Raw genomic sequence first — 12,421 nt, forward strand, 5'->3', positions numbered from 1 at the left:
AAATCGCAAAAGGAAGGGCTAACTGGTTCTTGTAGCGAGAAATTTGTCTCGAACAAAAGGCAATAATGATGGTATGTTCAGAATCTGACATCCGAACACCTACAAGAATGGCCTGAGGACGGGGCACCCGCCAAACCGTGCCAACCACAGACCGAGGGAATCAGATTGGCTTTGCTCCCATTTCGTTCGTCGTCGTCAAAGCGATTTGACCGGCTGATTCTGCCTTACATGAAAGGCATGTATATTTTCGCCTACCGCCTGACTGGCCAGAAACAGGACGCAGAGGATCTGGTGCAGGATGTCGTGGTCAAGATGTACCCCCGGCTGGACGAACTGGAAAACGTGCAGCAACCCCAGCCATGGCTCAACCGTGTGTTGTACCGGCACTTTGTTGACCTCACCCGAAAACAATCCAGCCAAAGAGAAATCAGCGTCAGTACACTGGTCGCTGCGGAGAGCCAGACCGCCTTCATAGAATCCCTCGGCGAGGCAAGCCCGGATGCGTCCGCCGGTATCGACCAAACGCGCATTGGCGAAACCGTCAAGCGGTTACTGAATACCCTGCCACCAGACCAACGAACCCTGTTATTGCTTCACGACGCGGATGGCTGGCGCCAGGAGGACATTGCAACGGTTCTGGATGTGCCTGTCGGTACGATAAAATCACGCCTGCATCGCAGCAGAGCGTTTATGCGGGAACGGTTGAAAAAACAAATGGAACCTTTCGAAAAGCAACAACGTGAAGGGTGAAGAGGTGAATGCCATGACGTGTCGTCAGTTCCATCAGGAGGTCGACAGCCTGGTTCGCGGCGATCTTCCGCTGCATGAACAGGAAGCCCTCCAAGCTCACGCATCGACGTGTGCCAGTTGCTCAGAACTTTGGGAGGATGAACAACGCCTGCAAAAAGGCATCATGGCCCAGACCGTTCCAGAGCCCAACGACGATTTCGAATCCCGCGTTCGTGCAATGGCACTCGCTGGCGAGACACCTCGGAATTCCACGTTACGCAAAACGTCACTCTGGGCTTCATCAATTGCCGCCGTGCTGGCACTCGGTATCTTCATCGGTATGCAGGTCGGCCCGGCAGATACGGGATTGCCCGAAGACATCGCAGATGCTCCCGGGCAGACAGCAACAGAAACCGTTGCTGAACCCGAAAGTGGAGCGGAACTGAAAACCGTCAGGCTGGCGTTCAATTCCCGCAAGGCGATGGACAACGTCACCCTGACCCTGGAACTGCCGCCCAATGCAGAACTGGCACCCTTCCCGGGGCGCCAGACCATCAGCTGGACGGTGGATCTCAAGCAAGGCGATAACGTATTGGCGTTGCCCATCAACGTACTGTTCCCTGGTTCCGGCAAACTGGTTGCGCACCTGGACGATGGAACCCGGCGCAAAACGTTCAGCACCGCCATTCCAGGAAACACGGAGCCTTCATCATGAAAAGACATATCCATATACGCTGGCTTGCTCCGGCCATGCTCGGCCTTCTGCTTGCTACACCGGCTCTGTCCTGGGCTCAGGACGATCTTGATGTGACCATGAGAATGGTCGCGGACGATCAGGAGCTGGACGATTCCTTTGTGCAACAACTTGAGCTTCCGGAGTCCGTGGACGCGCCCGCCGGCGCAAACGGGTTCGGTGATATGCAGACGGATTCCGGCGACTTCGCTTCCGATACCCGGGAAGACATGCTGGATATCGAGAGCACTCTCTCCGAACAGTCACGGGAGTCTCGTGACGCGCTCGGCATCGAACTGCCTGGCGAGATCATCCAAGACGAACCAGAACTGGATCTGCCAGGCATCGAGGACCCTGGACTGGACCTGCCTGGCACCGGCGATACCGATCTGGACCTGTTAAACGACAACGGCCTGAATCTGGAGGAAACCGGACAGCAGTAGATTAGATACAGACGTCACACCTGATCCCTTCAGGACTGGCGCTCGCCCGTCCAATGGCTGTTATACTCTGAGTCCGAGTTCAGACTATTCCGGAGAGAGTATTTGCGCCGTCTTCTGACCATCGCACTGGTGTTGTGTCTCGCGCTGTCAACCGCCCATGCTCAGGAGCATACGACCGAGGCTAAGACGCTCTTCCGTGCGGGTATCCAGGCGTTTAACGCCGGTGACCTGGATGAAGCTCGCCGCTTACTTGAGTCCGCCGTCTCGAAGGGGTTGAGCTCCCGCTCACTCAATTACAACCTGGGCGTTGTCTATTACAAACTCGGGCTTTACGAGGAGGCGGAGCAAACCTTCCGGACCCTTATCCCCACCCGTCAGAAAGCGCTTGCCTACTACAACATCGGGTTGACCGCCCTGGCCCGTGAAAATCAGAACGCCGCAACAAAAGCGTTCCAGAACGTGCTTGCGTCCGATCCTGACGACAACCTGATATCGCTCGCCACCCGTCAACTTGAACGCCTCGATCCAACGATGCATGCTGTCTCACCCAGAAAACGTTGGGCTGGCCTGGTTTCCATCGGGGGTGGCTATGAAGACAACGTTGCGCTGTTCCCGGATACCGCCCCCCGAAAGCTCGACAGCGGCTTTGTGGAAACTCTGGCGGCTGCCTCCTATTACCTCTATGGCGACTCTTCGGCGGGACTGCGTTCGGACATCAAGTTCTATTCGCGTCAGTACCCTTCCGAGCACACGTTTGACCTGCAGGTGATTCAGGCGGGTGCAAAATGGGTTCAGAAAACCGCACCGGGAGTGATCAGCGTAGGCCTTGGCGGCGACTATATATGGCGGGATCGGCGATCAAGGGAACGTCGCGCTCGCCTGATGGCCGGCATAACCACCCTCGACTGCCCAGGCCCCGGCGCGCGATGCCTGGTTAGAGCAGAGGCCACCCAGATTTTTCCGTTACCTGGATTCGATGCCTATCGGGGCCAGATGTACCGGCTTGATGCCCATTACCGTCTCCGGCCCGGGAACTGGACAGCGGAACTCAAATACCGGGCTGACTACAATGACCGGGACAATCTGGATACCGGAGAGGAGTTCTTCAGTGTGTCGCCCGAGCGACATGGCCTTGATGCAGGCATTGAGTACGACCTGACTGACCAACTGAGTGTTGAAGCAGGGGCGGGCTTTCGCTTCAGTTACTATCGTACGCCACACCAAATGATTGTTCCCGAGGGCCGACAAACGATACGTCGTGAAGACAAGCGTCATACACTGTCCGTTGGCACCACGTATCGTTTCTCTCGTCGAACATCTCTCAGTCTGGATCTGGACCGTATCGACAACAACAGCAACATCGATCGCTACAGCTACGATCGCCACACCGTCACCGCCAGCCTGGCCGTCGGATTCTGATACCAACCCACGTCCACACGTGACTGCCGGGCATCAGTAAACGTTATTCCGTTGCCGCTTTTGCGAAACCGGCCAGTGCTCCCTCTATCTTTTTGATGACCTGATCACAGCCTTCAATATCGTGACGCTGTTTCAGATACTCCGGGTCGTTATAGCCTAACCAGACCGTTCCCTCACTGTCTTCCCAGATCAGCGCTTTCTGCGGCAAATCAATCGCCACACTCTGGGCGCATTGCATCAGGGGTGTCCCCACCTTCGGGTTGCCAAAAATCACCACCTCGGTTGGGCGCAATTCCAGCCCCACCTTGTTGGCACCCTCAGTGTGGTTAATGCGGTTCATCACCGTCATACCCTTGCTTCTAAGGGTCGAGACCAGCTTGTCCGCCGTCATCGCAACGCTGTAATTACTTTGCGTCGTTACCATTCCATCAGCCCCATCGGCACCGATCGCGGCCAGTGGCAGAATCAGCAAAGCTGCAAGAATCGGGATTCTGGTCCAGACTTTCATTACGCATCTCCTTGGAATATCGAACCACTCCAGCATAGGCCAGTTAACTCCGGCCTGCACAGGCCGCTCAAAATCAAAGTGATACGTTTCCACACAAAGTACGTAGAAACCCTTATAATTTTATAAATCCAAAAACCGAGGTCTTTATGACTCATGCGCTGAAGGGAGCCCTGCTTCCGCTCATTGCCATCATGGCTGGTTGTAGCCAGGGCGAATCTGAAACCGCATCCACCCATAAACCGGCCGAACAACTCGCGCCGCCGCAAGAGACCGGCGTACTGGAGGTGGCAACTCGCAACGGCGCCACCACCTACTATCTCGACCGCCACCAGAACCCCATTGGCCCAGAGTTCAGCCTGGTGTCACGCTTCGCCGAAAGCAAAGGCTGGACCGTCAACTGGACCATGCACGATTCAACCGCCGAGGTCTTGCAGGCGCTGGAGGCTGGCAACACGCATCTGGCGGCCGCCGGGCTGACCCACCTGCCATCACGGACAGAACGGTTCACACGCGGGCCCGCGCACACCGAAATCACCGAGCAACTGGTGTGTCATCGCGACATGCGACCCATGCCCAGAAAACCGGAAAGCATGCCTGAGGTCAGCATTGCGGTCACCGCCGATTCCAGCTACGTAGAAACTCTGAACAAGCTCGCCAGCGAACACGAAGGTATCACGTTCACCGAAGATGACAGCAGAACGACCGAAGTTCTGCTTTCTGAAGTCGCTGAGCAGGACATCGACTGCACCGTCGCTGACTCCAACATCGTTCAGGTCATGCGCCGCCACTTCCCCCACCTGGAAGTGGCCATGAACCTCACCCAGGGCAATAACCTGGGCTGGTACCTGCCAGCCGGTTCCGACGATCTGGCGGGAACCACCCGGGAATGGATGAACAGCACCGACGGTGACGAAGCCATCGGCTATATCGAGAGCCGCTATTACGCGTACATCGGCGAATTCGATTTCGTCGACCTGCGCGCCCTCAACCGCCGGATAGATGAGCGGCTTCCCGACTTTATTGATCGCTTCGCCGAAGCAGAAACCACAACCGGCATGCCGGCTGACTTGCTGGCGGCGCTGTCCTATCAGGAGTCCCACTGGGACCCGGCTGCCGTATCACCCACCGGCGTTCGCGGCATTATGATGCTGACCCGGAACACCGCCGAATCCCTTGGCGTAATGGACCGTCTGGACCCCGTGGCGGCCATTGATGGCGGTGCCCGCTACCTGGCGGATCGCCATCGCCGGTTACCCGAAACCATTCCCGAGCCAGACCGCACCTTCCTTGCCCTGGCCAGTTACAACATTGGCCGTGGTCACCTGTTGGATGCCCGCCAGCTTGCGCGCGAGCTGGGCAAAAACCCTGACTCCTGGGACGATATGAAAGAAGTCCTGCCGCTGAAAGCCGACAAGCGCTACTACCCGAGTACCCGCTACGGCTACGCCCGTGGCTACGAACCAGTACACTATGTACAGCGCATCCGGAACTACCGTGATGTGATCAGCTCAGCGTTTGACTAACTTCCTGACAACACGGACTTACCCATGAAACGATGGATCTCACGGCTTGCCCTGCCCCTCCTGCTGCTGTTTACCAGTCAGGCGGCGGGGCAACCGGAGCCGATCAAAGTCGGCATCACCACTGTCCCGCCCTTTGTCATGGAAACCGACAGCGGCGAGTGGGAAGGCATCAGTATCGATCTGTGGCGCCAGGTTGTCGAAGGCCTGGACCGGGAATACACATTCGTTCCTCTCTCCTTCAGTGATCTACTGACGCAGGTCGAAAGCGGACAAGTCGACGTGGCGGTGGGAGCTCTCACCATGACCGCCGAACGGGAAGCGGCATTCGACTTCACCCACCCCTTCTACCAGACAGGCCTGTCCATCGCAGTACCTCCGGCGCCGGAGCAGGGGCTGCTCGCCAGCCTTCGCGCGCTGATCAGTTGGCAATTTATGAGCGTGGTTATCGCCCTGGGTGGCTTGCTTCTGGCTGTGGGATTTGTGCTGTGGCTGTTTGAGCGTCGGCGCAATCCGGAGCAGTTTGGTGGCACCGCGGTACAGGGAATAGGAGCGAGCTTCTGGTGGGCGGCTGTGACAATGACCACTGTTGGTTATGGTGACAAGGCTCCGGTGTCGCTGGCGGGCCGAATGGTTGCGTTAGTGTGGATGTTTGCCGGGTTGATCATGGTGGCGAGTTTTACCGCAGCGATTACCTCATCGCTCACCGTCAGCAACCTGCAATATCAGATTCAGGGCCCCGACGACCTCAACCGCGCCAACGTAGCCACCATCGCTAACACCGCCAGCGAGCAGTATCTGCAAGATCAGCGCATTCGGCACCAACTCTATCCAGACCTGACCAGCGCCATGCTCTCAGTCGCCAATGGTGAAACCGATGCCGTGGTCTACGACAGGGCCCTGCTGCAATACCGCAACCTGCAACTGGGGGACAAGAGGTTGACCCTGCTGCCCGGTATTTTCCAGCAGCAACTCTATGGGTTGGCCCTGCCGTCCGAAAGTCCATTGCGTGGGCCGGTGTCCGAGCAGATTCTTGAGGTCACGGAATCATCAGGCTGGAAGGACATTGTCCGGCGCTACCTGGGCCGCGAGTAATCCTGAAAACAGCCCGAGGCATCAATAGACCTTGGCACACCCCTCGGGCCGGGTTTTGAAGCGCTTGTGCAGCCATAGGTACTGGTCTGGCTGTTCACGAACGGTGTCTTCGATGTAGCGACTCCAGGTTTCCGTATCGCTCTGTTTGCAGACACCAAATCCCTCCTGGATTGGCGAGAATATCACCCGGTAACGACCATCAGGCATCCGCAGATGGCTCACACAGATGACTGAGGCACCGGACACTCGAGCAATGTAGCTGGGTGAGGTAATACACCCGGCCTCGGTGCCAAAAAACGGCACAAATAGCTCGGTTTTCTTGCCAAAGTCCTGATCGCAGGCAAACCAGACTTCCCCGCCTTTTTTGAGGAACGACACCAACGGCCTCAACTCACGCTTGGTGAACGGGCGGATACCGAAGTGACGCCGGCGACCGTTTTCAATCATCCGGTCAATCACCGGATTATTGTTGGGGCGGTACATATACCCCGGTTTCTTCAGGTGACAGGCAATCAGCGGAAGCGCAAAGTCGAAAATACTGTAGTGCCCGCCGATTAACAGCACACCTTTACCTCTGGCCTGGGCTTCTCGCAGGTGCTTCAGCCCCTGAACCTCGGCGCCCTCGCAAAAGCCCGACATATCCCGCCACCAGGCGTGAATACTTTCCAGGAAACCACGGGTACAGGCCACAAAGTTATCCCGCACCAATCGCTCACGAGCGGCGTCATCAAGCTCCGGAAAACAGGTCGCAATATTGGTATTGGCCACCTTGGCCCGTGACGTCAGCTTGCCTTCCAGAAAACAGCCCAGCCGCCGGCCAAAACGCTGCTTGGCCGACATTGGCAGCAGGGCAAGCAGATAAAGCGTGAAGACCAGAAGCCACGAAGGCCAGAGAACCGGATGCCACAACGGCATATTCTTCTTATTTTTACGGCCGGACATACATCATTGCCTGTTCAAAAACGGGCAATGAGACTGCCATATTTTGCGGCAGATTTGTAGTTGCATTCATCAATGATCGAGCTGTGTCACACCTTCAAGAGCCAAACAGCGCTGAACGCAACGGCCTCATGAAACCGCGTTTCGGTTTGGATTGCTGAACCGGCCGGCGACCATCGAACTCCAGGTAACCATCCTCGATAGGCTCAAACCTGAGGGTTTTCACATCCTCCAGATAGTTCTGGCTGACCTTCCAGGGGCCATGGGTTCCCTGCCTTGGCAACTTGTCGTCAGCCCGGCGGATATAACCGGAATCCAGGCCGCCCATCATGGTGTCTCCGGCGCGACTGTCGCCGGTGTCACGGGGTATACAGACGCTCTGCCCCTTGCTGTCCATATGATTGAACAGGCGGCACAGGTATTCAGCCGCGATATCGGCTTTCAGGGTCCAGGAGATGTTGGTGTACCCGAAAATCATACCGGCGTTGGGGACACCCTCCACCATTACGTTCTTGTAGATCACCTTGTCCCGCAACGTGACCGAATGACCATCCACCACCAGGTCCATGCCACCCAGCATCTGGATATCCAGCCCAGTCGCCGGAATGATGATGTCGGCCTCCAGTTCCTTGCCGGATTTCAGCAGAATACCGTTCTTGGTAAAGCGTTCGATATGGTCCGTCTCCACCGATGCCTTGCCCGCCTTGATAGACTCAAACAGATCACCGTCCTTCACCACACACAGGCGCTGATCCCAGGGGTTGTAGCTGGGTGAGAAATGGCGCATATCGACCTTGCCATCCAGTTGCCGGCGCACCATGGCCAGGAACAGTCGTCGCATGGCCTTGGGGTTCTTGCGGGAACGATTGAACAGTAGCCGTGCAATGCTGACGTTACGGGCACGGGTCAACCGATAGGCGACATTGGCGGGCAGGACTTTCTGAAAGCCCTGCGCCACCGCATCCCGGGATGGCAGCGGCATCAGATAGGTGGGCGAACGCTGCAACATGGTAATGTGTGCGGTTTTCTCCGCCATCGTTGGCACCAGGGTGATGGCCGTGGCACCACTGCCAATCACCACCACACGTTTGCCGGTATAGTCCAGGTCCTCAGGCCAGTGCTGCGGATGCACAATCTGGCCGCCAAAATCGGCCTCGCCAGGGAAGTCAGGCTTATAGCCGGCATCGTAGTTGTAATACCCTGTACAGCCCACCAGAAAGCTGGCGGTAAAGGTAACGGTTTCGCCGGTGGCTTCCTTGCGGGCCGTCAGTGTCCAGCACTTGTCTGCGCCTGACCACTCAGCGGAAACAACCGCCAGGCCATACTGGATATGCTGTTCAACGTTGTTTTCCCTGGCTGTATCGTGAACGTACTGCTTGATCGACGGGCCATCCGCCAACACCTTGCCCCCGGTCCAGGGGCGGAAGTTGTAGCCAAAGGTGTACATGTCGGAATCGGAACGGATACCCGGGTAGCGGAACAGATCCCAGGTGCCTCCAAGGGACTCACGGCGCTCAATGATGGTGAAAGACTTACCCGGGCACTCTCGTTTGAGGTGACAGGCCATGCCAATGCCGGAAACGCCGGCGCCGACAATCAGTACGTCTACATGTTGTTCGCTCATAACCACCCTGTCGGCATCTGCCGTTGTTTTATCAACATTTCAGCGCGGATCACACGCCAACAGGATGAGAATAGCCCAGGAGGGAAAACGCCGAAATTGGCCCCATGCGATGAATTCGGCGCCGTTTCGGTCAGTTCTGTCAGCTCGTTTGAGCCTGTTGCAGTCTGCCTCAGTCCGGGCGCGGCACGTTGAGAATATCGCCCAGGGTGCCGTATTCGCTGCCACCCAGCCGTGAGATCGGGTCGATGCCTTTGGCATCAATAACGTAACGCCCCTGATCGTTAATGCTGGCAACCTGATCGTCCACAAACACCTTCTTGATATTGCCAAACACCAGCGACTGCGGCGTGTCACCCATTTCAATGACCTCTCGCAACTCGCAGTAAAACGCCACCAGGCACCCCTCGACCCGGGGCATCGGCCAGCCTTCTTCCTGCACCAACTTCATATCCAGTCGGTCCAGTTCAGACTGGCCGTGGTCCAGATGGCGGGACGACTCCGTCATGGCCTGAGCCTGGCTGCGGCTCCCAATGTGCACCACAAACTGCTTACGAGCCTCAATATTCACCCGCGTGTCCTTGAAGCTACCATCGCTGGGCTTCTTGCCCACAGACACCATCAGAATTGGCGGCTTACCGGTAACCACGGTAAAGAACGAATAAGGAGCCAGGTTGTAGTCATCCCCCGGGTTCTGCGACAACACCCACGCCACCGGCCGCGGAATGACGGTCTGGGTCAGGATAGGGTGGATGTGCTTTGTTTCGATCGACTCAAGGTCTATAAGCATTCGTGTTTCCTTCATGCAGTGAAAAGTAGGGAAAGGAGGTTACCGAATGAGCAATGTTGTAGGAATAGGCCTTGTTAGGCCAAGACGTTGGCATCGGCACTCTCCGCCTGGACAGCCAGAATTGCACCAAACATAAAACCAATTGCTGTAAGCCATTGAGGCTCAGCCTTTTGCTCGGGCTCAACCATAATGACACCTTCCGCCCAATCCTCGTCTACCCAGTATCCAAAGGAGTTGATGCAATCGTCTTCAGTAAAGGGAGCTTCAGAATCTCGCGGCATAAATCGAAATTCGCTAACTCCTCTGAACTCGATGGTTAATGCCTTGGGCGTATCGAAGCTCACCCAACCCCCATTCGATCGTTGCCAGTGTAATACAAGCGAACGCTCCTCCACGGAGTAATCTAAGTCCTTGAAGTCAAAATTATTATGCAAATCAAGCTCGTGACTTTCTTGCACGAGGTAGATTCCGTCTACTATTTCGAAGTTTCGATTCATAAGGGCCTAACAGCAGTTAGATCGACGTCTCAGTGATTGCAGAAACTTATAAATCAACAGTTTAGCCCACCACATACACCATGCCATGTAATCATTAGAGATCTGAGATATACGCCACCAAAAACACTGTTTAAATATACGGTTCGTTTTGGCAAGGAGCCTCTCGAATGCAAGGAAAGCAGCCCTGCCTGCGTGACCAGGTCCGTACGCTCATTCGGGTGGATCATTACAGCATCCGAACTGAAAAGACGTACTGGTACTGGATCCGCTATTTCATTCGCTTCCAGAACATGAAACATCCCAGGGACATGGGTCCTCGGGATGTTATTGAGTTTCTGGCTTGGCTAGCGGTGAATCGCAATTTTGCGGCAGCTACACAAAAAGCCAGGCCCTGAATTCCCTGGTCATTTTGTATAACAAGCTCCTGGATAATCCGTTAGGCGATATCGGTACGGTCGTTCGCTCGAAAAAAGCCCCCGAAGTGGGGGCAAACACGTGACAGTGACTTTCGGTTTGGTCCGAAGTTAGTGGCTGATCATCCAGGGCCGCATGGAGGGGAACATTTTCTTCCCGTCAGCGGTATAGAACAGCATCGACTTTCCGGGTTTTGGTGAGCCACAGCCACAGCTGCGGCTGTGCTCAGGGTCCTGCTCCCGGCGATCGGCGGTGGAGAACACCGGTTCGTGGCGGGACTTTTCGTTGCGGTCCTGGGCAGTGCGCCTGGCAGGGTCCATGTTTGCGATTTCCGGGGGTAGCACAATCACTCGTGGCGAAAGCACCTGGCAAGTGGGACATGCCATCGGTTTTGCGCTGTCTTCTATCGTTGCCAGAGTGTGGAACAAACCGTGTTCCCGGCATTTGTAGTCGTATACGGGCATGGTGACTACTCCTTGTCTTTCGACAGAGGTACGTCCATTCCGCCACTGGTCATTTTCTTCGGACCCTCTGCGGATGGATTGATGTCGAAATCAAAGATGCCTGTGGGCAGCCAAAGCGTGGCGCAGGCGTTTGGAATATCCACCACGCCACTGATGTGGCCCTCTACCGGTGCGCAACCAAGAATCGCGTAGGCCTGGGCCTTGGTGTAGCCGAACTTGGTCATGTATTCGATGGCATTCAGGCAGGCCTGGCGATAGGCCACATGCACGTCCAGGTAATGCTGGCCACCGTCTTCATCAACCGAGATCCCTTCAAAGATCACGTAATCGTCGTAACGGGGTTTGATCGGGCTGGGTTTGAACACCGGGTTCCTGATGCCGTATTTCTTAACGCCATCCTTGATCAGGTTCACCCGCAGGTGAATCCATCCAGCCATTTCGATGGCACCACAGAAGGTGATTTCACCATCGCCCTGGCTGAAGTGCAGGTCGCCAACCGACAGGCCCGCACCATCCACGTAGACCGGGAAGTAAACCTTGGAGCCGCGGGAAAGATCTTTGATATCGCAGTTACCACCATGTTCCCGGGGCGGTACGGTGCGAGCGCCCTCAGCGCCGGCCGCTTTGGCGGCGTCTCCTTTCAGCTGGCCCATGTGGGCGGTATCGCCGTTGGGCAAGGTGGCCAGTTCCGGCACCCGCTCCGGGTCTGTCGCAACCAGTCCTGCTTCACGTTTGTTCCAGGTATCCAGCAGGTCTTTAGAGGGCAGGCAGCCTATCAGCCCCGGGTGAATCAGGCCGGCAAATTCCACGTTGGGAATATGGCGCGATTTGGTGAACATGCCGTTGAAATCCCAGATGCTCTTCTGGGCGTCCGGAAAGTGTTCGGTCAGGAAGCCGCCGCCGTTCTGCTTGGAGAAGAAGCCGTTGAACCCCCACTGGCTTTCTTCAAAGGTGCCGATGTCGAGAATATCCACTTCCAGCAGGTCACCCGGCTCGGCGCCTTCCACCCCGATCGGGCCAGACAGGAAGTGCACCTGGCTGAGGTCTACATCGCGCACATCGTCTGCACTGTCGTCATTTTTGATCTGGCCACCGGTCCAGTCATAGCATTCCACGATGAAGTCATCACCGGGTTTAACGGTGGCCACCAGCGGAATATCCGGGTGCCAGCGGTTGTGGATTTTGTCGTTCTCGTAAGCCGACTTGTTCAGATCAATCTTGATAATGGTTTCAGCCATAACGGGCGCTC

General features: G+C 56.3%; 14 protein-coding genes. 7 read left to right on the forward strand and 7 right to left on the reverse strand.

The features are described 5' to 3' along the window. Positions 1–171 precede the first annotated feature (171 nt). The 4 genes from AXW11_RS07375 (at position 172) to AXW11_RS07390 (ending at position 3,324) form a co-directional block, all read left to right on the forward strand. A complete protein-coding gene (locus AXW11_RS07375) occupies positions 172–750 on the forward strand; it encodes an RNA polymerase sigma factor (protein ID WP_075194718.1) in 579 nt (192 codons plus the stop codon). Positions 751–763: 13 nt separating this feature from the next. Beyond that, positions 764–1,444 carry an anti-sigma factor family protein gene (locus tag AXW11_RS07380; RefSeq protein WP_075194717.1) on the forward strand — a complete coding sequence of 227 codons (681 nt, stop codon included), beginning with the start codon at positions 764–766 and terminating at the stop codon, positions 1,442–1,444. Next, the gene (locus tag AXW11_RS07385) at positions 1,441–1,905 is read left to right on the forward strand and encodes a hypothetical protein (RefSeq protein WP_091644037.1); all 465 of its coding nucleotides are present in this window, start codon (positions 1,441–1,443) and stop codon (positions 1,903–1,905) included. Before AXW11_RS07380 ends, AXW11_RS07385 begins: the two co-directional genes overlap by 4 nt. Before the next feature lie 102 nt (positions 1,906–2,007). After that, positions 2,008–3,324: a tetratricopeptide repeat protein gene (locus AXW11_RS07390; RefSeq protein WP_143071173.1), complete on the forward strand. Its 1,317-nt coding sequence runs from the start codon at positions 2,008–2,010 to the stop codon at positions 3,322–3,324. Positions 3,325–3,367: 43 nt separating this feature from the next. Here AXW11_RS07390 and AXW11_RS07395 read toward each other — a convergent pair whose 3' ends face one another. Then, positions 3,368–3,832: a DUF302 domain-containing protein gene (locus AXW11_RS07395; protein ID WP_091644032.1), complete on the reverse strand. Its 465-nt coding sequence runs from the start codon at positions 3,830–3,832 to the stop codon at positions 3,368–3,370. A 146-nt stretch (positions 3,833–3,978) separates the two neighbouring features. Between AXW11_RS07395 and mltF the strand changes: the two genes are divergently transcribed. Both mltF and AXW11_RS07405 read left to right on the forward strand, forming a co-directional pair. After that, the gene (mltF, locus tag AXW11_RS07400) at positions 3,979–5,355 is read left to right on the forward strand and encodes a membrane-bound lytic murein transglycosylase MltF (protein ID WP_091644029.1); all 1,377 of its coding nucleotides are present in this window, start codon (positions 3,979–3,981) and stop codon (positions 5,353–5,355) included. 24 nt (positions 5,356–5,379) lie between these two features. Further along, on the forward strand, positions 5,380–6,447 hold the full coding sequence (locus AXW11_RS07405) for an amino acid ABC transporter substrate-binding protein (protein ID WP_091644026.1): 1,068 nt from the start codon (positions 5,380–5,382) through the stop codon (positions 6,445–6,447). A gap of 21 nt (positions 6,448–6,468) precedes the next feature. On the opposite strand, the gene AXW11_RS07410 is transcribed toward AXW11_RS07405, so the two are convergent. From AXW11_RS07410 to AXW11_RS07425, 4 genes are all read right to left on the reverse strand, one after another. Next, positions 6,469–7,389 (reverse strand): lysophospholipid acyltransferase family protein, encoded by a 921-nt coding sequence (locus AXW11_RS07410; protein WP_085678304.1) that lies wholly within the window; start codon positions 7,387–7,389, stop codon positions 6,469–6,471. A gap of 94 nt (positions 7,390–7,483) precedes the next feature. Next, complete coding sequence (locus tag AXW11_RS07415) at positions 7,484–9,010, reverse strand: flavin-containing monooxygenase (RefSeq protein ID WP_091644023.1); 1,527 nt, start codon at positions 9,008–9,010, stop codon at positions 7,484–7,486. A 169-nt stretch (positions 9,011–9,179) separates the two neighbouring features. After that, complete coding sequence (locus AXW11_RS07420) at positions 9,180–9,797, reverse strand: flavin reductase family protein (protein WP_091644020.1); 618 nt, start codon at positions 9,795–9,797, stop codon at positions 9,180–9,182. A gap of 74 nt (positions 9,798–9,871) precedes the next feature. Then, positions 9,872–10,255, reverse strand: coding sequence for a hypothetical protein (locus tag AXW11_RS07425; RefSeq protein WP_143071172.1), 384 nt, complete (start codon positions 10,253–10,255; stop codon positions 9,872–9,874). Between the two features lie 206 nt (positions 10,256–10,461). Between AXW11_RS07425 and AXW11_RS07430 the strand changes: the two genes are divergently transcribed. Further along, positions 10,462–10,689 carry a site-specific integrase gene (locus AXW11_RS07430; RefSeq protein WP_258955225.1) on the forward strand — a complete coding sequence of 76 codons (228 nt, stop codon included), beginning with the start codon at positions 10,462–10,464 and terminating at the stop codon, positions 10,687–10,689. Between the two features lie 129 nt (positions 10,690–10,818). Here the strand turns inward: AXW11_RS07430 and AXW11_RS07435 are convergent, their stop codons facing one another. Beyond that, positions 10,819–11,172 carry a zinc ribbon domain-containing protein gene (locus AXW11_RS07435; RefSeq protein ID WP_091644014.1) on the reverse strand — a complete coding sequence of 118 codons (354 nt, stop codon included), beginning with the start codon at positions 11,170–11,172 and terminating at the stop codon, positions 10,819–10,821. Between the two features lie 5 nt (positions 11,173–11,177). Then, on the reverse strand, positions 11,178–12,410 hold the full coding sequence (gene fmdA / locus AXW11_RS07440; protein ID WP_091644012.1) for a formamidase: 1,233 nt from the start codon (positions 12,408–12,410) through the stop codon (positions 11,178–11,180). Between the last annotated feature and the right edge of the window lie 11 nt (positions 12,411–12,421).

This window comes from Marinobacter sp. Hex_13, assembly GCF_001566815.1.
Taxonomy (GTDB): Bacteria; Pseudomonadota; Gammaproteobacteria; order Pseudomonadales; family Oleiphilaceae; genus Marinobacter; species Marinobacter salarius.